Consider the following 21,450-nt stretch of genomic DNA (forward strand, 5'->3'; position numbering starts at 1 on the left):
AGTGATACTAGCGGTCATACGATATTGCCGATTCACTCTCACGCCAGTTATCATATAGCGCCTGTAATTGACCCGAAGTAAAAATAGGTTGGTTTAGATTATCTCTTACAATTCAATATGAGTAAATCTCGGAGGGATGAGAAGGTCAAATTCACCAATCTCGTCAAATAACCAGTCAGTGCGAGTCCAACTGGATTAGTTCTAAGCTGTGATATGTGAGACTTGTCACATCTTCAGCTGGTGTAAACACCTTTGTGAAAATTGATGTTCAGTGGCGTAATTTCTGTGTCTTCAGTCGCGTCGCGATTAAGAGTGTTCGACTGACTGTGGATTGCACTGATCATCGGTCCGATTGCGTTCCTGTTGTTGTATACTTACCCCGCCGCTGTGAGTCTGACAAACTACTGGATCATAGCCTGCAGTAGAGAGATCATCATCAAAAGCAAAAACAGTGTTTCCAAGCATAGCCATTGCCGCATCACCACCTGCTGTTTGGACATCTGAAATCACTGCTTGCACTTCAGGCGTCAACAACTCCGCATCGACACTAAATTGATGTGCGAGTGTCATGAACTGACTTGCCGTTGGCGTTGATTGAAGCGTGTCCAGCGCCTGCTCGCCTGCGGTCGTTAGTGCATCTGTATCGCCATTTAGAACAGATTCTGTTGAGACCGTTCCGAACGAACAGTATTCCACCCGTGGTGTAGCCGTAATCCCATCGAGCTGCCCGACATGTGGTGCTCCCGGCTCCACCCGGATTGGAAATCCTCCTCGAGCCTGCGCAACAACATCTCCAAGTCCGGTTCCTGCACGCACCTCTGCGCAGTGAGCAGCTGTAACGAGTTCGCTCTCTACTCGCGTGTTCATTTCATTTGCGATAATATTGCCTCCAAACGCAACACCAAGTGTCATTGCACCTGAGACACCGAATCCAGCACCGAGTGGTAATGCTGTCTGTGCATTAACGCAGATGTCATCTAAATCAAGCATTTCGATTATCGTATCAACAGCTTCGATAGATATCGACTCACCATTGAGTCTAACCCCTGGATTAACTGTTTGTCCACGACATACCTGTAGTTCGACGCCAGTTGATATGGTGAGACCAGCTCCTCGCGACCCAGTCGTGACAGGGTCATCTGTGTGATGTGCGGTAAAGAACCCAGTAATATGCCCTGGGACGAACACTGTCGCTTCGCGAGTAGCTGTCATCTACGGGCTCAGTCGTTGTCGGTCTCTTGGGAAGATAACCGCCTCACGGATGTTTTCAAGCCCAAGCATCGTCATTACAAGCCGCTCACCACCGAGCCCCCATCCTGCATGCGGTGGCATTCCGTATTTGAACATCTTGGTGTAATAGTTGAACTGCTCAGGATCAAGACCTTGCTGTTCAAACCCCTTAACAAGGTGTTCATATCGGTGTTCACGCTGTCCACCGGAGACAAGCTCCATTTGTGGATGCATCATATCAAATCCTGTTGAGAGTGTTTCATCATCATCATGATCTTTGATATAAAATGGCTTAATTTCAGATGGCCAGTCAGTGATGAAATAATGTGTGCCGACGTCTGCGCCGAGCGCTCGTTCACCATCAGTTGGAAGATCATCACCCCAGAGTAATTGCTCATCAAGCTTACCCGTCGCATTAATTCGTTCAATCGCTTCTTGATATGTAATTCGCGGGAATGCCTCATCAGGAGCATCAAATTCATCGATGAGTCCAAGCGTCTCTAATTCGCTTACACAGTTTTCAGCAACTCCTTCATAAGCGGCTGTGACAACATACTCACACGCATCCATTGCTTCCGTATGATTAATGAACGCTGACTCGAAGTCAATTGATGTTGCCTCATTGAGATGTCGAGGTGTATTGTGTTCCTCGGCACGAAAAATTGGTCCAACCTCAAAGACACGTTCAAGCCCTGATCCAATCATTAGCTGCTTGAACAACTGCGGTGACTGATTCATGAATGCTTCTTCGCCGAAGTATGTAATTGGGAATAGCTCAGTTCCACCTTCAGTCCCAGTTGCAACAATCTTCGGCGTATTGATTTCCGTGCATCCAAGATCACGGAACGCACCGCGAATCGCACGAAGCACTTCAGAGCGAATCTGGAATATGGCTTTTACCTCCTCTTTTCGCAAGTCAAGAGTCCGATTATCAAGTCGAGTTGAAATATCAGCATCAACCTTTCCTGATGGGTCAAGCGGTAGTTCGGTATCAGCAGAAGCGAGAACCTCAAGTGCCGTTGGCACAATCTCAACATCAGTTGGTGCCCGCGGTTCTTCATCGGCTATACCAGTGATGCTGATTACACTTTCTCGAGGGACGTCAAGCCCTGTCTGGACAATCTTGTCATCCATCTCATCTTTTTCAAACTTAACTTGAATCTTCCCGCTTCGATCACGGAGAATCAAGAAGGCAATCCCCCCCAGATCGCGGATTTCATGAACCCACCCGGCAATCGTGACCTCGTCATCGGGGGTAACCTCAGCTGTAAGCGTTCTATCCTGCATACATTGTCGTTCTAGGTCCTATTCTTAAAAATAGTCGATTCTTGACTTCCTCCCCGCCCTGAAGGACAGGGCTTTCTCCTCTATCCTCCGTAACTGCTCGTACTACTACGATTACCAGTATGAAGTCCCCCCAGGGTCACGTGCTGAGATCCCTCATGTACTGACAGAGTTTACGGATTACGAGGCGAGTGGTTCGGGGCTTGTCACCGACGATATTGAATTTCGATTTTGATGTAGTTTATAGAGTACAAGGAGAATGCCCCGGGGCTTGACCCCGGGTTGAATCCGACAACCCATACTGCAAACCATTACATCAACATATCTCTGATTAATAGACAGCGATGTAGTAGTCACCGTTACCCTGCATACCCGACACAAGAGCTAGTGGCTGAACTGGACTCTCATATCGACGTTCATCGCCAAGCGTACAACTACACCCTGTACGAGTACGACAACGACAACGACAACGACAACGTGGACGCCGCCGACATCGGCTCTACGTACAACCACCACCACTCCCGACTTTCCGACTGGAAAGACGGCTATCCCGTTCCTGTTCCTGTCTTCTCAGAGGCAGGGGTCCACTCGAAAGCTCTGAACCGGACCATCACACGGTTCTACCAGAATCTCACTGGACTCTGACTCTCCGAGCAGAAGCAAACCCGACGCAAGCTCAACTGGAAGTCGAAGTCACTGCGGGAGTTCCAGAGTCTGACGTATTCGCAGTCTGGCTTCGAACTCAAACACACAACTCCGAGTGGCCGACACGCGACACTACACTCTGGCTCTCGACAATCGGAGATATCCCGATCCGCCACCATCGCGAGATCCCCGACGAAGCAGCTCCCAAGGAACTCACCGTAAAGAAGAAACCGACCGGCGAGTGGTTCGTCTCGCTCGCTCTCGAAACCGACGACGCCGACCTGACCGAGGAACCCCACGTCCACGTGGACTTACTGGACACGGGCAATAGCGTCGGTATTGACCTCGGTATCTTGAATTACAGTCACACATCGGATGGCAAGACCGTGGACTGGCTTGATCTTGAAGACGAGTCCGAACGACTCCAGCACGAGCACCGCAAGCTCTCACGGAAACAGAAGGGTCGAACAACTACGAGAAACAACGTCGGGAGGTGGCAACGGTCAAGCGTCACATCAAGCGAAAAGTGTTGGACTACCAACACAAGACTACGACGTGGCTCGTCCGCAAGTCCGACGCTGTGTTCGTGAAGGGGATGGGATGTTAGAGCAGTCGCATAACGCTCGGAACAAGCAGACTGCGGCATGGCGTCAGTTCAGTTCATCACACTCCTCGAGTTGAACATAAAGGTGATCTGTACGACTGTCACGTCGTTCAAATTGAACCACGCGGGACAACCAAAGAGTGTGCATCGTGCGGTGTCGAGACGGCGAAACCCATCTGGGTCAGGGAACATTCGTGTCCGAGCTGTGGGTTTGAGTGTGATTGTGAGTTGAACGCGGCGATGAATGTCCTACAACGCGGCTTTGTTGAGTGAGGGCTGGGATGACCCGAAGATACGCCCGTGGAGACTGCGCTCCCTGCGGACACCACTTGTGTGTCCGCAAACGCGTCGTAGAAACAGGAAGCCTCGGAGTCGGGGCTTGACCCCGAGGCGATTCAGGTCTCAGTATCTTTGTGTACATCTTTGACACCAGCAACAGTTTCGCTGACAGCATCAACCCCCTCGTCATGGAGTAAATCCCCGACAACTATTGTATCAGCATGGGCACCCATCTCATATGCAGCGTCATAACTACCAATTCCGCCGCCATAAAATAATGTTGACTCATCAACTGCTGCGGCTGCTGCTGCGACTTTTTCGGGGTCGCCAAATGTTCCGGAATACTCAATATAGATAATCTCCTGACCAAATAACCGCTCAGCGACGGTTGCAAACGCGGCAACATCGTCTGCCGTCTGGTCAGTATTTGCTTTAGTTACTTCAGCAACAGACGCCTCAGGGTTCAAGACAATATATGCTTCTGTTGCTGTTCGCTCCCAATCGAGTGGACCGTCAATTCGAACCCACTCTTTGTGCGCTCCGGCTACCCAGAACGCCGACTCGGCGTTAAATACTGTTGGCACAAGGTACCCATCGAGTGCATCTGATTCGACGACGACCGCTGGATTTGACGGCTCTTGATACAGCGGCATATCATATCGCGAGCATGCGTTGACTACTTCTTGCATTTTTTCTGTTGTGATGTCGAGCGTGCCGCCAATTTCAATCGCATCAGTTCCTGTCTGACACACATCTTCGAATGTTTCACCCTCGACGAGCGGTTTATCTGGGTCCACTTTAAGTATATGATCCCATTCTGTCCAAGGCCCATTCATTGCAGATACCTCTCCCGGGGCATAGATAAAAATGACGCGGAAAACGGTAGTGAACTGTCTTTATTCAACCCTATTCGCATGTCATTTCCTAAACCGTAAGCAATAGATGACTAGCAAAATGTTCAGTAAAAAATCAAGAGACTCGTTATTCAGGAATTCAATGTCTATCTTAGGCGGTTTGACGGGAGATCATCCATATTATTGATTTCTCGAATTATTAACCCGCTGGCTCGTTATTTGAGTATCGACACTGTACGCTGATGTTGATTTGATATTAATACATATGAGGTGTATATACCTCCATGGTATCACGACCCTCGGAAGTATTATTAGGCGTATCACCGTACATACGTTTACAATGGCAGAAGGTAAGGTTGATTTTTTCAACGATACAGGCGGTTACGGTTTCATTTCGACTGAGGATGCGGACGATGATGTTTTCTTTCACATGGAAGATGTCGGCGGTCCAGACCTCGAGGAAGGACAGGAAGTTGAGTTTGAGATTGAGCAGTCCGACAAGGGACCACGCGCAGCAAATCTCATTCGCGACTAATCGGTCACGCACGACCTAATCTAAAATAACCTACTATAGCTGTCTTCATCTATAGTTGGTCTAATACACTGATATATTAGTATTAGTGTCTTTTTTGAAGCGTTCACACCGCTAGCAGTGCATATCTGATAATAGATTCCAACCGCATTCAATCGTATATGCACATTCGTTTTTGACTACCAATCTCAGTTACTAACCTCAATATCTATTCACATCAAGACTCATCACCCAGCCACCGAGTGCCGGTCAGTCTGCGGCTGATTGCCATTTTCGTAGTCGATCCACACTCACACCATCGACGCGGTTGGCAAGCGTATCTGGCTCTGCTGATTTGAGTGCATCAACAGTATCAACGCCAGCATCTTTCAGCTTTTCAGCTGTCTTTTCACCGATCCCGTGAACGCTCTCAAGCGTTGAACTGTCGGCTTGATTAGATTGATACTCCCGATAATTACAGATTGGACAGCCAAGTTCCCAAGCACCATCCTCAGTATCTTCCTCCGTATCGCTCTGTGTTGTGTCGTTTTCTTCAATAATCTGTAATGCAGGTAACTCGTGTTCATCACATATTTCATCTGCGACGTGAATCTCCCCCTGCCGTGGAAGAGGTAATGAATACTCACAGTCTGGATATCGGGTGCACCCGACAAGTCGTGACCCAGACCGCAGCTGTTTGATAGCGAGCTCACCATCAGCATGTACGCCGCACTCTGGGCATGCGCCAATCACACGATCAGCTTGCTCATCTGCTGCTTCAGCCTCACATAGTGGACAGCCATGAACAAAACTACGTTTCCCAGCGAGCATCTTTATCTCGTTGAGTTTGTGCTCGTCACAGGTCGTTTCAAGAATATGTGGCTTTCCAGTCGATGGTAACGGCAGTGTATACTCACAATCAGGATAACTATCACATCCGATGAAGTGTGACCCTCCCTGACTTTTCCGGGTAAGAAGATCGCCTCCACAATCAGGACATGGTCCAAGCGTCTTATCTGCCTTCATCGATTTCCGGAGGTGATCACCAATGTCGGCATTTGTGTCGATTAACCCCTCAAAGACGTCTGTGAGCATCGCACGTGATTCAGAAGTCACTGACTCAAGTGTCTCTTCACCCTCTGCGATTGCCTGCATATCTGTCTCTAACTGAGCTGTCATTTCCTCACTAACAATTAACCCTGCAAACTCTTCAGCAGCCTCAACAACAGCATGTGCGAGTTGTGTCGGTCGTGGTGGGTCGCTTTCGATATATTCCCGATTATATAGCTTTTCGATGACGTTGTGTCGACTTGATTTTGTTCCAATACCCATTGATTCCATTGTCTCGATGAGTCGAGACTGACCATACCGTCGCGGCGGTTGAGTTTGCTTTGCCTCCATTCTTTCATCAGTTAACTGAAGTGTTTCACCCTCTTCTACATCTGGCACAAGTGACTCAGTTGCGCTTGAGTATGGATACACTGCGTGATACCCTGGATCCAGTAACCGTCGTCCATTTGATTTCAGTGAATGACTGTCACCTGCGGTCACAACAACACGCAGGTGTTCCCATGTTGCTGAGTTGGATACAGTTGCAAGGAAATGTCTGACGACGAGCTCATACACTTCCCACTCATCATCACCCAGCTCTGACGGACGAGGCAGTTCGTCGGTCGGATGGATTGGTGGATGATCAGTTGTCTCCTCATCACCGGTTGTTGGCGACAAGACTTCTTGTTCAAGAACATGATCCGCGTCCGCTCCGAATTGAGCTCCATTTGTGAGCGCCGCTACCAGCTCTTCAGGATCAAGATCATCCGGATAAACAGTGTTGTCTGTTCGCGGATATGTGATATATCCTGCTGTATACAATTCCTCTGCAATATCCATCGCCCGCTGTGCAGCATATCCGATCGACCCCGCTGCACTAATAAACTGCGTTGTATTAAACGGCGCTGGCGGGTCATCGACTCGTGTCCGCCGTTTCACCGACTCAACGTCGACAACAGAAACTGATTCTAGTGTTTCGAACACTTCCGCCGCGGTTGATTCTTCAGTAATTCGTTCGGCTTCAGTCCCATCATCTGCGTGGTAGAAATACTGCGCCTCAAACCCTGTTATCGCATCATCTGTGTCTGTCTCAACCGGCTGGTCCGCTGATGTGAGATTAACAAATAATTCCCAATAGTCGTCAGGATCAAATGCCTGAATGTCGCGTTCACGATCAACAATCAATTTCAGCGTTGGTCCTTGAACCCGACCGACAGAAATGAAGTCATTGCCAAGCTGCCCCGCTGAGAGGGATAGATACCGTGTTAATGCGGCTCCCCACATGAGATCAATTATCTGTCGAGCCTCACCTGCTGCTGCAAGGTTGAAATCTAGCTCGTCTGGGTCTTCGAAGGCTTTCGTGACTGATTCTTCGGTGATTGATGAAAACCGGACACGATCGATTGGAGTCGACTCATTCACTCCACGAGCAAGCTCATATGCTTCTTTTCCAATCAATTCACCCTCTCGATCGTAGTCAGTCGCAATGATGACACGACGTGCCCGTCGAGCGAGTGTTTTCAACATGCTAACGATATTCTGCTTTGTTGGATTTTTTTCAATCGGTGCATCAATGAGCTCAACGGGTTCAACATCCCGCCAATCGCTATATTCTTGTGGGAAATCAACAGCAACGACATGTCCGGACAGACCGATGCAACGCTTTCCACCCCACTGATAAACATTAACGCCTTGTTTACGATCTGCTGTTGCTGACCCCCCACTTAGAATATCAGCAATCCGCCGTGCAGCGTTATCCTTCTCGGTGATAATGAGTTCTGGCCCCTGGCTCATCGTAATACAAAAAAGTACGATAAACGATAGCCTAAACCTTTCGTGAATTCACCCTGAGGCAGTCGGCTTGATACTCTGTACGGAAAAGGCGGCTAAATCGACGGACGACAACCCTATTCTCAAAACTACAGGATTGTATGACTTTCAATAACTGTTGACAATATCACTCTTCAAGCCGCTCACGAAGTAATGTATTCACATCACTTGGATCAGCACTGCCACCTGTTTTTTGCATTACTTGTCCGACAAGGAAATTAACCGCACCATTCTCGCCAGCATGATAGTCCTCAATGGCGTCAGGATTTTCATCAAGCGCATCAGTGACCGCTGTGACGACCGCATCTTCGTCTACTCTACCAAGTCCCTCAGACTCGATTACTGCCTCAGGTGTGAGTTCCTCATCAAGCATCCGCCGAAGAACGACCTCTTCTGCATTTTTTGTGGTAATATCTCCGGTATCGACTAATTCGATTAGATACGTAAACTCTTCAAACCGATCGTCGATATCCGAAACCGACATGTCACGATAATTGAGTTCACCAAGGAGATTATCAGCCACCCATGTTGCTGCTAATGCGGGATCAAATTGCTCGGCGACATTCTCAAAGAAATCTGCAACGGCTTTCGTTGATGTGAGCTTTGCGGCAGATTCAGTGTCTAACGCATATTCCTCACGAAACCGCTCGCGACGGGCATCAGGGAGTTCTGGGATTGAGACTGTATCTTTCCAATCAGCAACTGCCAATGGCGGAAGGTCAGACTCTGGGAAGTATCGGTAGTCTTTCTCTGCCTCTTTGGAACGCATTGAGACAGTGATTCCACGACTTTCATCCCAATGCCGTGTCTCTTGCTCAATTGCTCGCCCTCGTTCGACAGCATTTCGCTGCCGCGTTACTTCATATGCGAGTGCTTTTTCAGCGCCTTTATGACTTGAAATATTCTTTACTTCTGTTCGATTTGCCGACTCAAGTGCTGATGGGGTAATTGATCCATCATCGACCTCTTCAGTGGGAATCAATGAAATGTTTGCATCGACCCGAAGGGATCCATCTTCTGTTGGGTCAAAAATCCCCAAATACTCTAAGACTTCTTCAAGTTTACTAAGAAATGCTCGTGTTTCTGCTGGACTTCGAAAGTCTGGTTCGGTGACAATTTCCATCAGTGGTGTTCCTGCTCGATTGTAATCGACGAGTGTGTATTCAGCGGTATCAATATTCCCGCCTTGATGAGTAAGACTACCCGGATCTTCCTCAAGATGTGCTCGCCGGATAGCAACCTCTCGGCGGTCACCTTCGACTGTTATTGAGAGTTGTCCATCAGCGCAAATCGGAGCATCATATTGTGAAATCTGGAAATTTTTCGTAAGATCAGGATAATAGTAGTTCTTTCGATGAAACTGTGTTTCTTCTGCAATATCTGCATTGAGAGCTTTCCCGACCTTCACTGCTGATTTAACGGCAGCCTCGTTTAATACTGGCAATGCACCTGGTAATCCAAGACAGACAGGACATGTTCGCGTGTTCGGCTCGGTAGTATTACTCCGGGTCGAACAACCACAGAAAATCTTCGTATCAGTCTCAAGTTGAACATGAACTTCTAATCCAATAACAGCAGTAAAATCGCGCTGAACGAGCGCTTTCGCAGTCATTATACTTTATTCAACACAGTATGGCTAAAGACTAACGGGACGAATTATCTATAGATTGCGAGACAAGTAGCCTGGAAATTATTTCTGAGGTGATTGACGCCAACTCAACCTGAGCAATGTTATTATTGCAGTTATTATATGTGCATAAAACCGAAGCTATTCACACTAATACTGTAGAACAGCATAATTGAGTTATGATATTTTAAAGGCAATTAATGCAGGTGCAGTGCCCAATTCAACTCAGTATCCTTGTCGACATGGTCGATAATAATATGAACCTCGTTTTGATGGAACTCCCCCGACCTGTGTCGTCATTATATATTTATTACACATAATGCGATTAGTTAATATTAGAGTATCACACGCATTGGCCTAGTTACTCTCAAATGCTAATCATACTGCACGTGAATATATCAAAGTACGTTGAAATGTCTGACATACGTTTATATATCCCGACACGAGTGATAGTAGCATGAGTAATCGGCTAGAAGAACTAGAGTCACAAGTTACGGAGCTACAGGCGGCTGTAAATGGATTGACTGAAGAGCTTGTTGAGACGAAAGAACGGCTACGTCTGATTGAAAATAACACCGAGATTGATCTTTCAGCCGGGAGCCGTTCGATTGGTCATGAATCAGAATCCGATGCTGGAGCGGACGAATCTGTGCAACCACAACAGGCTGAAACTAGGACCACAGCAGATGCATCATCTCAGGAAACGTCCCAAAATGAAGCAAAGAGCAACACAGCGGCTGATACTGACGGAAATGACGGTGAGTCTGCGGGTGATTCGGATATCATTATTGCATAGTAATATTCCCAGAACGGCAATCAGACACGCGATATTATATAACTGTGCCCGGTGTCGAATTATGAAATGGATATGAAATATTCATCGCTACGATGCTTCTCGTAATTATATACTCATTTTTCTCATTATATGCATATTAAAAAACTCGTTCTTGATAATTTCAAGAGCTTTGGTCGTACAACAGAGATTCCATTCTATGAGGATTTCACCGTCGTTACTGGACCGAATGGGTCTGGAAAATCAAATATTATTGATGCTGTCCTCTTTGCGCTTGGCCTCGCTCGGACTCGTGGTATTCGCGCCGAGAAGCTGACTGATCTTATATACAATCCCGGACACGCTGACACAGACACAGGCGGACCCAACTCATCAGGTAGTCCACTTGAGGCAACAGTCACAGTTGTTCTTGATAATAGTGCAGGGACGATTAATCGCACACAGATCGTCAATGCTGCTGGCAGCGAATCGATAGGAGATGTTGATGAGATCCGTGTTAAGCGTCGTATTAAGCAGACTGAAACGAACTACTATTCATACTACTACCTCAACGGTCGATCATGTAATCTATCTGATATTCAGGATCTCATTGCACAGGCTGGTATTACTCCCGAGGGATATAATGTGGTCATGCAAGGCGATGTTACTGAAATTATCAATATGACGCCACAGCAGCGCCGAAGTATTATTGATGAGATAGCTGGGGTTGCTGAATTTGATGCAAAACGCGATGATGCATTTGAGGAGCTTGCTGCTGTTGAAGATCGAATTGAGGAAGCAGATCTCCGTATTGAGGAAAAACAGACGCGGCTTACACAACTTGAGGATGAACGTGAGACCGCGCTCAAATACCAATCACTTCGTGATGAGCGCGACGAGTATGAAAATTATCTCAAAGCAGCAGAACTTGAATCAAAACGCACAGATCGGAGTGAAACGGCTGAGAAAGCTGATGAAGTCAGTGCTGATCTAACAGAGGCAGAGGAGACGCTCTCCCAGCGCAATCAACATGTCTCTCGGCTCACTGCTGAGCTCGATGCACTTACAGCAGAAATTGAACGCAAAGGTGAAGATGAACAACTTGCTCTCAAATCTGAGATTGAAGAAATAAAAGGTGCGATTGGACGACGTCAAAACGACATTGAGATAGCAGAAGAACGAATTACAGACGCAGAAAGTACCCGGCGAGACGCTTTCGTCCAACTTGATAGAAAGCAAGAACAAATTGAGGAGCTTAATACAGAAATACGCTCAATAAAAGTTGAAAAAGCATCAATTACCACAGAAATCGAATCGCTTGAAAATGATCTTGCCGGTGTTGAAACCAAAATTGAAAATGTTGATGCTGCATACGATGAGCAAAAACGCGAACTTGAAGAAGCAACCGATCGACTCAACGAACTGAAGACGAAACAAAGCGATGCTCAGCGTCGGAAAGACCGACTACTCGATGAAACACGACGACGAGCAAGTGACATTGCTGATGCGAAAGAACAACTAACGACACTCCGTGAAGAACTTCCGACATTGCAAGCAACGCAGTCTGATCTTTACTCGGAAGTTGATATCGCCGAAAAGAATGAATCAACCATTAAGGATGCCGTTTCAGAGCTTCAAAATAAACGATCAAAGCTGAAAGGCGAACTTGATACAATTCGGTCGAACATTCAATCGAAGCAATCCGAATATGCAACCCTTGAGGGACATGCAAGCGAAGATAATGATACATCATGGCCCCGCGCGGTTACAACGATTCTAAATGCTGACCGTACCGGCGTTCACGGTACTGTTGGACAACTTGGCTCTGTTGAGAAACAGTATGCGACTGCATGTGAAACAGCCGCAGGCGGACGGCTTGCACATGTTGTCGTTGATACAGATACGATTGGCTCTGACTGTATTGATTATCTAAAATCTCGAAACGCTGGTCGTGCTACATTTCTCCCGATTACAAAAATGGATGACCGTGGGCTTCCACAACAGCCAGATCGTCAAGGCGTGATTGATTTTGCACAGAATCTGGTCAGTTACGATGACACATATACGCCAATTTTTTCATACGTTCTCGGGTCGACGCTCATTGTCGAGACAATGGAGACAGCCCGCGGACTCATGGGTGAATATCGAATGGTTACGCTTGATGGCGATCTTGTCGAGCGTTCCGGGGCGATGACAGGTGGGTCCGGTGGTGGATCACGATATTCATTTTCAACCTCTGGTGGTGGTCGATTAGAGCGACTGGCAGAGGAGATCGAAGTACTCGAAGACCAGCGTCAGGAGTATCAATCAAAGATTCGCACTGTCGACGAAGATATATCAGACGCTCGCGAGCGGGCAGCGAGTGCCCGCGAGCGTGTTCGCGAACTTAAATCTAGAATTGACACTACTGAAACAGAGATTGAGGAAACGAAAACAGAGATTGAACAGGCTGAAAGTCGCGTTGCCAGTCTTCGCGAGGAGCGTGCAGAAACTGATGAGACAATGCAGTCAGTCGATGATGAAATCAATCGTCTCAGCGATGAAATTACAACAACAGAAGAGGAAATAAAAACGATTGAGAAGGAACTTGAGGAATCACCAGTTCCTGAACTTACTGCTGAGGCGGATGAGCTACGGACAGCAATTGATGATGCAGAATCTCAGATTAATGATCTTGACGCCCGTCAGAACGAACTTGAGTTAGAACGACAGTACGCAAACGAAGCAGTTGATGAACTTAACGAGCAAATAGAGATAGCACAGACAAAGAAAGCGGATGCACAGGATGCGATTACAACTGCTCAGGAAGATATTGAGACACACAACACAACACTTGAAGAGAAGCGTGCAGCTGTTGATGAACTTGAAGATGAACTTGTCTCGTTGAAATCTGATCGTTCTGATCTCCAGGCAGCAGTCGATGCCGCGAAAATCCGGCGTGAGTCGGCGCGTGATACTGTTGATAACTTGTCGGCGAAACTATCATCACTTCGCAATGCAATCGACCGGCTTGAGTGGGAAATAGACGAACTTGAGGGTGAAGTCGGAGCATACGATTCTGCGGAGATCCCAGATTATGATACAGTTGAGAATAACATTGATCGTCTCAGTGAGAAGATGGATTCACTTGAACCCGTGAATATGCTCGCGATTGATGAGTACGATGATGTTGAATCAGAAGTTGATGAGTTAATCTCACGGCGTGATATCCTTGTTGAGGAACGCGAGGCAATTGAGGAACGAATTAATCGATTTGAGTCAGAAAAACGCGAGACATTCATGAATTCATTCACCGCAATCAATCAGAACTTCACTGAGATTTTTGAGCGGCTTTCGGATGGCACCGGTGAACTCCATCTTGAGAATCAAGATGATCCCTTTGATGATGGATTAACTATGAAAGCTCAACCAGGAGATAAGCCAATTCAGCGGCTAAACGCCATGTCTGGTGGTGAAAAGTCACTCACAGCACTTGCATTTATATTCGCAATTCAACGACATAATCCAGCACCATTTTATGCACTCGATGAGATTGATGCTTTCCTTGATGCTGCAAACGCTGAGCGTGTTGGAGAGATGGTTGATGATCTTGCCGCAGATGCACAGTTCGTCGTTGTTTCACATCGTTCAGCCTTGCTTGAACGCTCTGAGCGTGCCATTGGTGTAACGATGCAAGGAAATAATATTAGTGCTGTAACCGGGATTCAGTTAGAAGGCGACGATGGGTCACCGGAGGCGCCCGCGGATGACTAATATGAAATCGGACTCTCATTCTGAGAAATCAAAACATACAGGTACAGATCATACGCAGTCTCACCCTGATCAGGAAGCTCCTAAGGACCCAGACACAACTGAGCCTGTTGAAGTTCTCGTTCAATTGGCTGAGGAAGGCGAAATTGACCCTTGGGAGATTGATGTTGTTGATGCAACCGACGCGTTTCTTGACCGACTTGATAAAACGGATCTTCGTACGTCCGGGCGAGCGTTATTTTATGCAGCGGTTCTCCTCCGTATGAAGAGTGAAGCACTTATTGAATCCGATGACTCGACGGATGATCCACCTGAGCCTGAACCGTGGGAAGTTGCACTTGAGACAGGGACCAGACCGATGGATGAACTTCAAAGTGCAGATATAGCTCCCATGACAGGTGACTCGGAATCAAATTCGGACTCTGATTCGAGCCCTGCTGTTGATCCGGTAAACGCCCTTGAGGCTGAAATGGACCGACGATTAGAGCGGAAAAAGGCCCGTGGATCGCCAGAAACACTTGATGAACTTGTTCGGGAACTTCGTGAGGCTGAGCGAGAATCATGGTGGAAACGATGTCGAGAATATGATACCTCAGACTCCCCGTCAGGATATCAACGCGGAACACAAACACTTGATTACCATACAGCGGATAACTTTCGTGCTGCAGCAGAACCTACAGCTGCCGATGTCACCGATACTGCACATGGTGAAGATATTGAAACAGAGATCGAAACGGTGTATTCAGCGCTAACAGAGCAGTACGAAAAGGGCCGTATTGAGGTGTTATACGCTGAGGTTGCTGATATTGCGTCAACACCTGTGACAACGTATCTTGCGTTGTTGTTTCTCTCACATCGTGACAAGGTTGTTCTTGAACAAACTGACCTATTTGATGATCTCTGGATACAGACACCGAATGTGAACGCCGAATCGTCCCTAACAGCTGTTGCAGACGACGATTGATTTTGTTTTATATAAGTATTTTTTGATCCATTTTATAATAACCTTTTACCTACTAATCTGTGGGAATAAGAAGCCTCGGGGCTTGCCCCCGAGGTTGTTCACCACTTTCGTATAGTCATGACGACTGTGCAATGCGGCAATTCAGTAAAGAGCCAACAGAATCAATTATCGGAACTAGTCAAATATGAATTAATCTGTTTTTTCGGCATTAGTAGTATCTTCACTCATATACTCACCAATAAGTGGATCGAGATCCTCAAGCGTTGATTCAGGAATAGCTGCTTTTGATGTATTGATTGTTCCTGCGAGCGAGCTATGACAGGCACATGTGTGTTTAGCTGGAATCGCATCAATAGTTGCTGTGAGAACTGATTTGATTGCTTTTTGATTTCGTTCAGCATTCGATAACACTTCCTCAAGTGTGACTTCAGTATCTTCTTTCCAGACATCGTAGTCGGTCACGCCAGCAATTGTCGCATACGCAAGTTCAGCTTCACGAGCCAGTTTCGCTTCCGGAATTGTTGTCATTCCAATGATATCCCATCCTTGTGATCGATAAAATGCGCTCTCTGCACGTGTTGAAAATTGTGGTCCCTCAATACAGACATACGTTCCATCGTTGACAATATCGACATCCTCAGCAGTGCTTTTCATTCCTGCATCAGCGATAATTGACCGAAGCTCTGTGCAATATGGAGTGGCGAACTGTTGATGTGCCACAATTCCATCAGTGAAAAACGTCGCTGTGCGATGTTTTGTTCGATCATAGATTTGATCAGGAATGACAAGCATCCGGGGTGAGATTTCCTCTCGAAGGCTTCCCACAGCATTTGAGGCAATTACATGGGTCACACCTGCTTGTTTCAGTGCAAATATATTTGCGCGGTATGGAACCGTCGTCGGTGAGTATTCATGCGACGTTCCATGTCGTGGAAGAAACACAATCTCACGACCTGTTTCATCGACTTCACCGACAGTCAGTGGTGCTGCTGGCTCGCCGAATGGTGTTTCGACGTCTACTGTGCGTGTATTTTTTAATCCGAGCGATTGATAGATCCCGCTTCCACCTATGAATCCAATCATGGTCATATACGCCCATTACTCCGCTATCAGCAAGCCATTATTGGTATTTATAGTAGTATTGATATAAACTCCACAGTGATATATATTGAATAACTCACGTTGACAATGATGAGTGGAGCTAGCCCATCTGAACACGTAGGTCTGTTCTTGATATCTCAAGACATTGGATCCTATATCAAAGGACAACTCCAGATTTCAGAATTGCAATAACAACTGTCAATATCGGTATAGAAACAACTGTTGAGACGAAAACTGCGGCCGAGACAAACTCTGCTACTGGAACTCCAGCGACATCGCCAGAGCCAAACTCAGCAACAAGAATTATTGGCGTAATTGCTGATGGCATCGCAGATTCAAGAACAAATGTCTTTGCAACAACCGGGTCATTGAACCCGATCATAACCGCAACACCAAATCCAATAATCGGAGCAATGACCATCTTCAATCCAACGCCAAGTCCAACGGCTGACAGCGTTGATCCGATATCTGTCTGTGCTAATCGAATTCCAACAACTAATAACATCAACGGAATCGACGCATCACCGACCAACTTTATTGTTACCATCACAGTCGTGTCTGCTGCAGGCACAACTTGTAGTCCTCGCGCGAGCAGCGCAACAACGACTGCATACACAAGTGGAACAGTAAACACGCGTTTAATCCCTGCAAGACGATTACTTCTCCCACCACGCGATGCAATGTATACACCGAGTGTGTAGAGAAGAACGCCCTGCACGGAGAGATATATAGCCGCTGTTGCTCGTCCTGTCGAACCGAAGGCAAAGTTTGAGACAGGAATTCCATAATTTCCGGAATTTGGAAACGCAGCTATTAGCATGAGTGCTGCAACTGCTGTTTCGCTCTTATTGAGTGTCCGTCCGATTCCGGCAGCGACACCTATTACAAGAAGGTGGTAGACAATAACCGCAACACCTGTTCGAAGAAGTGTTGATTGAGCTAGCGTTGTTGTTGCAAGGCTGTAGAAAACAAGTGCAGGTGCAAGAATGTAAACAATAACAGTATTAAGTGCGGCTGTATCGATTGATCGCCACCGTCCAAGCAAGTATCCAACACCCCCAACACTGACGATTGGTAAAATTGCCGTTGCGAAGACAGAAATAAGTGAAACCACGTTAGCTGCTGGTCATACTCCAACCTCATCGGTTTCAAGCATTCGCCAAGTCGGCTGTGACAGCGCAGTATTCTCGTCTATTGATCCGTCTGCGCTAGTTTTAGTTTTCCCAACTGCTTCGACATATCCACGACGTTGCATCTCGTCAAGGACTTCCCTCATTCGATCAGGCTGTGCAATCTCCATTCCGATTCGCTCGACCGAATGATACTCTTTGAGTCCTTCCCGAAGGTCTGGGATTGTGAATGTCTCTGCATCGGTCTTTTTCATGACGCCAGCAAGGAGATCAGTCATATCTTCGATAAAGTTCCACGGATATACAATCCACGTCCACGTATCAAGTTGCTCGCCAATAAAATCCGGCTCAAATGAACTTGTCTGGAGTAGCTGTAATGTGGCTGTTCGCACATTGTCGGGGTCTCGATTGTTAACGTACTCATGTGCCCGCTCAATCGACCCACCCGTATCAGCGATGTCATCAATAATAAGTACATCTTTCCCTGCAACACTTCCTTCAGGCATTGGATATCTAATCTCTGGTTTGTCTGTCGTCTGTGCAGTTCCAACATAATGTTCCATTTTCAAACTCGTCAAATCATCAAGCCCAAGAAAATCACAGAGACATCGTCCAGCAAACCACCCTCCGCGAGCAAGTGCAACAACGACATCAGGGTCAAATGCATCAGCCCGGATTTGGTCACTCACGTCACGACATAGATCATAGATGTACCCCCAATTTGTAATTGTGCAGTTGAATTGATCTGGCAGGTTGCTCATATCGGCACGTGGACGGTCTCGTGTATATTGATAACGGATTTCTCGACAAATTTGATCCGATGTAATGCTTACAGGCTGGGTCTTCGTCCTCAAGCAGCGAATGGAACACAGTGAAGTGAGCGAGTAGGTCTGGGTAGTTCAATTGACTATCTCGAACACTGCGTTTTTTGACCATTCAATTTGACTACTAATTAGAATGGATTCATGTCGTGCGCTTCTTGTTGATGCATTTAGCACCGACTCACATGCGGGCAATCCTGCTGGGGTCATTCCAGATGCCGACGGGCTGAGTGATACTCAACAGCAGGCAATTGCGGCTGAGCTTAGTGCCAGTGAGACTGCATTTATCACCGAATCAGCAGTTGCTGAGAGGCAGCTTCGATATTTCTCACCCACATCAGAAGTAGACCTCTGTGGTCATGCCACAATCGCTGCACATGCATATCTCGATTCGACCGACGAAATTGCTGCTGGCACACACACTATTGAGACAAATGTCGGCGTGATCGAAATTACAATTGATGATGATGGGACCGTTTGGATGGTACAGCAATCACCAACTGTTAATCCGATTCCTCTTGGGTACAATGATGCTGCTGATGCACTTGGCATTGATGACGCCGCGCTCCGTGATATCGGCGATGATCTTCCAATCGCTGTTGCTTCGACCGGTCTCCCATTTATTATGATTCCGGTCAATTTCCTCGAGCATATTAGTAATGTGAACCCGGACGCTGCGGCTATTGATACACTTGCAAGGTCGTATGACGCTGCTGGCGTATACATATTCAGTTTCGATACACTTGAATCAGGATCAACACTCCATGCTCGTGCGTTTGTTCCAACGCTTGGTATTACCGAGGATCCTGTCACTGGGACCGCTGCCGGTGCGTGTACAGCATATCTTGATACATTCAATGCATTTGATGCATTTCCGTCAACCATACGGTGTGAGCAGGGACACTTCTGTGACCGTCCAGGATATATCCGCACACAGTTACTTCAATCCGAACAGCAAGAAGATGGGTCCGATACCCCGCCGACTCAACGCCGTGTCCGTGTCGGTGGTCATGCTGTTATCACACTTGATGGAACAATCACAATTCCGGAGATAGAGGATACTGATATTCTTGAACCGTAACTACTCGTTTAGCTCTCTCTCGATATGAGTACATGGGAGTCTCGAACACCGGAATGTCATGATCGATATGTCATCTCATGGGGTGCTCGCGGCTGGCATCCACAGACCTGCTGTTGAACTACAAGACGGCGCAGCGTAATCAACTCCTACTGCGATGTTAGCAATTCTCCGGTGTGTCCGTGTGCTTACGGCTATAAAGAAGCCCCGCCGATTGGATCTATTTGAATAATCACTCAGTTACTCGCATTGCCCGAATCGAAAGTTCACCACACACATAACTAACGTGATCACTATCTGTATCGCTTACCAGCAACACTTCATCAATCGTCCAATCCCAATCTGCGGAAAGCAACTCACGATAGGCAAGCAGTTCACCAACAGTCCCGATAGATGATGTTCCTGATTCAAAGCCAACAATCATGACTGTCTCCTCGGCAAAATGGTCGCGCTCGCGCAATGCATCGAACATATCGGATTTATTAACACCAACACGCTCATCATCTCGATTAAATGCGTATGCTGTTCCAGTGTGATCTGGGTATACTTCTGGTAGCTCCTGTGACCGTGAGGTGAGACAGACGGCATCAGCAGTTGCATATGTATCATCATCGCCAACTGAGAGTCCTACTGGGATATCAATCCACCACTTACCTGACGGTGACGCATCTGAGCGGATAAACGCCTCTCGAAGCTGATTTGACTCCATCTTCACACGAGTTCATGGTATCAGAGCAAATATACTGCCCGCTAGTCTTCTGTCCGTAGCAATAAAGTATAGTATATATCAGTTCGTGACGCGACAATATTAATTATTACTGGCAAATCGTCACGAATCGACAGTCGGGTTCAGGAAACTGACTATCCAATGTAGCGAAGGTCATCATCAGCCGGCATTCCCTGTTGCTGTCCTTGCATTTGTTGTATCTTTTCGACGACCTCTTTCATCTCCTCCGCGCGCTCTTCAAGAGACTCATATCCAACTTCAAATCCAACAACGGTTTCGAGTACCTCCAAGACAGCTTGTGCGCTTGTTGGGTCAACTAAGTACCCACTTGTCTCGCCCATCAAGCATGCTGCTGATAGTCCACGTCGCTCACCTAACCCGAGTAATAACCCGCTAACACCAATAATACCGCCTGCTGGTTCACCCTCACGAAACTCAACACCAGCGTCATCCAACGGGTCAATTCCAGCGTCAGTGGCAACCGCTCCGAGCACGTCCGGCTCTTCAACGAGTTCACCCGTCGGGACACCTCCAAGTGCATATACCGACTTAACACCCATATCTTCAGCAATATCTAAGAAGGTATCAGTAAGATGATAATGACCACCATGCGATTGCGCTTGATGATCTCCCGTCAGAATAAGAAGGTCCTGTCCATCGGCGGACACAGCATAGAACGATGCATGAGCTAATTCTGTGATACCATTATCATCAACGGTTACCTGCGGTGGAAATTCATCAGCGTACACTCGGGTGAGTTCCTCTGAGTCAAACTCTTCAATCAGATGTTCAACAGCGAGTTTCCCAACATGACCCACGCCTGGTAACCCCTCGACAAGCACTGGGTCGCGAAGCATTGCGTCCCCGACTGTCTCAATCTCAATATCCTCCATGTCCTCACTGGCGGACGCGCTGTTTAAGAGCGCGTCGGTACTCACCATGTGCGTCTGTTGGGTCAAATGGCGCTGGTGCAGTATTTTCTGTTGATGCGTCACATCTCGGACAGTTATCAGCGAGCGTATACACCGGTTGTTCGTGATTTTCTTTCCAACGTGTGCATACGTTAATATCAGATTTCATCTATTATACTCTCCTTATGATACTGAATAATCAGTATGTATGTTACCTATGGTCATTGGATGCAGTTTAAAAAATATATATCCAGGGTACTTCAGCTAGGTATCCCTTACGGC

Annotated in this window: 16 protein-coding genes and 1 pseudogene; 6 read left to right on the plus strand and 11 right to left on the minus strand. The window is 47.1% G+C overall.

Going from position 1 to position 21,450, the window contains the following annotated elements; genetic code table 11:
- Window positions 1-306: 306 nt before the first annotated feature.
- The gene (locus tag J07HQW2_RS12100; protein WP_021055822.1) at window positions 307-1,212 is read right to left on the minus strand and encodes a pantoate kinase; all 906 of its coding nucleotides are present in this window, start codon (window positions 1,210-1,212) and stop codon (window positions 307-309) included.
- On the minus strand, window positions 1,213-2,517 hold the full coding sequence (gene aspS / locus J07HQW2_RS12105) for an aspartate--tRNA(Asn) ligase (protein ID WP_021055823.1): 1,305 nt from the start codon (window positions 2,515-2,517) through the stop codon (window positions 1,213-1,215).
- A 327-nt stretch (window positions 2,518-2,844) separates the two neighbouring features.
- Here aspS and J07HQW2_RS12110 point away from each other — a divergent pair.
- Window positions 2,845-4,146, plus strand: a pseudogene (locus tag J07HQW2_RS12110) (RNA-guided endonuclease InsQ/TnpB family protein).
- A gap of 12 nt (window positions 4,147-4,158) precedes the next feature.
- On the opposite strand, the gene J07HQW2_RS12115 reads toward J07HQW2_RS12110, so the two are convergent.
- On the minus strand, window positions 4,159-4,878 hold the full coding sequence (locus J07HQW2_RS12115; RefSeq protein ID WP_021055824.1) for a phosphoglycerol geranylgeranyltransferase: 720 nt from the start codon (window positions 4,876-4,878) through the stop codon (window positions 4,159-4,161).
- 358 nt (window positions 4,879-5,236) lie between these two features.
- Between J07HQW2_RS12115 and J07HQW2_RS12120 the strand changes: the two genes are divergently transcribed.
- Window positions 5,237-5,431: a cold-shock protein gene (locus tag J07HQW2_RS12120; protein WP_048075280.1), complete on the plus strand. Its 195-nt coding sequence runs from the start codon at window positions 5,237-5,239 to the stop codon at window positions 5,429-5,431.
- A gap of 246 nt (window positions 5,432-5,677) precedes the next feature.
- On the opposite strand, the gene J07HQW2_RS12125 is transcribed toward J07HQW2_RS12120, so the two are convergent.
- Both J07HQW2_RS12125 and gatB read right to left on the minus strand, forming a co-directional pair.
- Window positions 5,678-8,251, minus strand: coding sequence for a DNA topoisomerase I (locus tag J07HQW2_RS12125; RefSeq protein ID WP_021055826.1), 2,574 nt, complete (start codon window positions 8,249-8,251; stop codon window positions 5,678-5,680).
- Between the two features lie 163 nt (window positions 8,252-8,414).
- Window positions 8,415-9,899, minus strand: coding sequence for an Asp-tRNA(Asn)/Glu-tRNA(Gln) amidotransferase subunit GatB (gatB, locus tag J07HQW2_RS12130; RefSeq protein WP_021055827.1), 1,485 nt, complete (start codon window positions 9,897-9,899; stop codon window positions 8,415-8,417).
- A gap of 472 nt (window positions 9,900-10,371) precedes the next feature.
- Here gatB and J07HQW2_RS12135 point away from each other — a divergent pair, with 472 nt between their 5' ends.
- From J07HQW2_RS12135 to J07HQW2_RS12145, 3 genes are all read left to right on the plus strand, one after another.
- On the plus strand, window positions 10,372-10,710 hold the full coding sequence (locus J07HQW2_RS12135; RefSeq protein WP_021055828.1) for a DUF7518 family protein: 339 nt from the start codon (window positions 10,372-10,374) through the stop codon (window positions 10,708-10,710).
- 129 nt (window positions 10,711-10,839) lie between these two features.
- Window positions 10,840-14,439: a chromosome segregation protein SMC gene (gene smc, locus J07HQW2_RS12140; protein ID WP_021055829.1), complete on the plus strand. Its 3,600-nt coding sequence runs from the start codon at window positions 10,840-10,842 to the stop codon at window positions 14,437-14,439.
- A gap of 1 nt (window position 14,440) precedes the next feature.
- The gene (locus tag J07HQW2_RS12145; RefSeq protein WP_021055830.1) at window positions 14,441-15,400 is read left to right on the plus strand and encodes a segregation/condensation protein A; all 960 of its coding nucleotides are present in this window, start codon (window positions 14,441-14,443) and stop codon (window positions 15,398-15,400) included.
- A gap of 189 nt (window positions 15,401-15,589) precedes the next feature.
- On the opposite strand, the gene mtnP is transcribed toward J07HQW2_RS12145, so the two are convergent.
- The 3 genes from mtnP to J07HQW2_RS12160 form a co-directional block, all read right to left on the minus strand.
- Window positions 15,590-16,489, minus strand: coding sequence for an S-methyl-5'-thioadenosine phosphorylase (gene mtnP, locus J07HQW2_RS12150; RefSeq protein ID WP_048075282.1), 900 nt, complete (start codon window positions 16,487-16,489; stop codon window positions 15,590-15,592).
- 169 nt (window positions 16,490-16,658) lie between these two features.
- Complete coding sequence (locus J07HQW2_RS12155) at window positions 16,659-17,615, minus strand: AEC family transporter (RefSeq protein WP_021055832.1); 957 nt, start codon at window positions 17,613-17,615, stop codon at window positions 16,659-16,661.
- 12 nt (window positions 17,616-17,627) lie between these two features.
- Entirely contained in the window at window positions 17,628-18,392 is a 765-nt protein-coding gene (locus J07HQW2_RS12160; RefSeq protein ID WP_021055833.1) for a phosphoribosyltransferase, read from the minus strand.
- A gap of 196 nt (window positions 18,393-18,588) precedes the next feature.
- Here J07HQW2_RS12160 and J07HQW2_RS12165 point away from each other — a divergent pair, with 196 nt between their 5' ends.
- A complete protein-coding gene (locus J07HQW2_RS12165) occupies window positions 18,589-19,533 on the plus strand; it encodes a PhzF family phenazine biosynthesis protein (protein WP_021055834.1) in 945 nt (314 codons plus the stop codon).
- Window positions 19,534-19,762: 229 nt separating this feature from the next.
- On the opposite strand, the gene J07HQW2_RS12170 is transcribed toward J07HQW2_RS12165, so the two are convergent.
- From J07HQW2_RS12170 to J07HQW2_RS12180, 3 genes are all read right to left on the minus strand, one after another.
- A complete protein-coding gene (locus tag J07HQW2_RS12170; protein ID WP_021055835.1) occupies window positions 19,763-20,239 on the minus strand; it encodes a hypothetical protein in 477 nt (158 codons plus the stop codon).
- Between the two features lie 152 nt (window positions 20,240-20,391).
- On the minus strand, window positions 20,392-21,150 hold the full coding sequence (locus J07HQW2_RS12175) for a proteasome assembly chaperone family protein (RefSeq protein WP_048075283.1): 759 nt from the start codon (window positions 21,148-21,150) through the stop codon (window positions 20,392-20,394).
- A 4-nt stretch (window positions 21,151-21,154) separates the two neighbouring features.
- Window positions 21,155-21,337, minus strand: a complete 183-nt coding sequence (locus J07HQW2_RS12180; protein WP_021055837.1) for an RNA-protein complex protein Nop10 — start codon at window positions 21,335-21,337, stop codon at window positions 21,155-21,157.
- Window positions 21,338-21,450 lie beyond the last annotated feature (113 nt).

Origin of the sequence: Haloquadratum walsbyi J07HQW2, assembly GCF_000415985.1 — an archaeon.
GTDB lineage: Archaea > Halobacteriota > Halobacteria > Halobacteriales > Haloferacaceae > Haloquadratum > Haloquadratum walsbyi_B.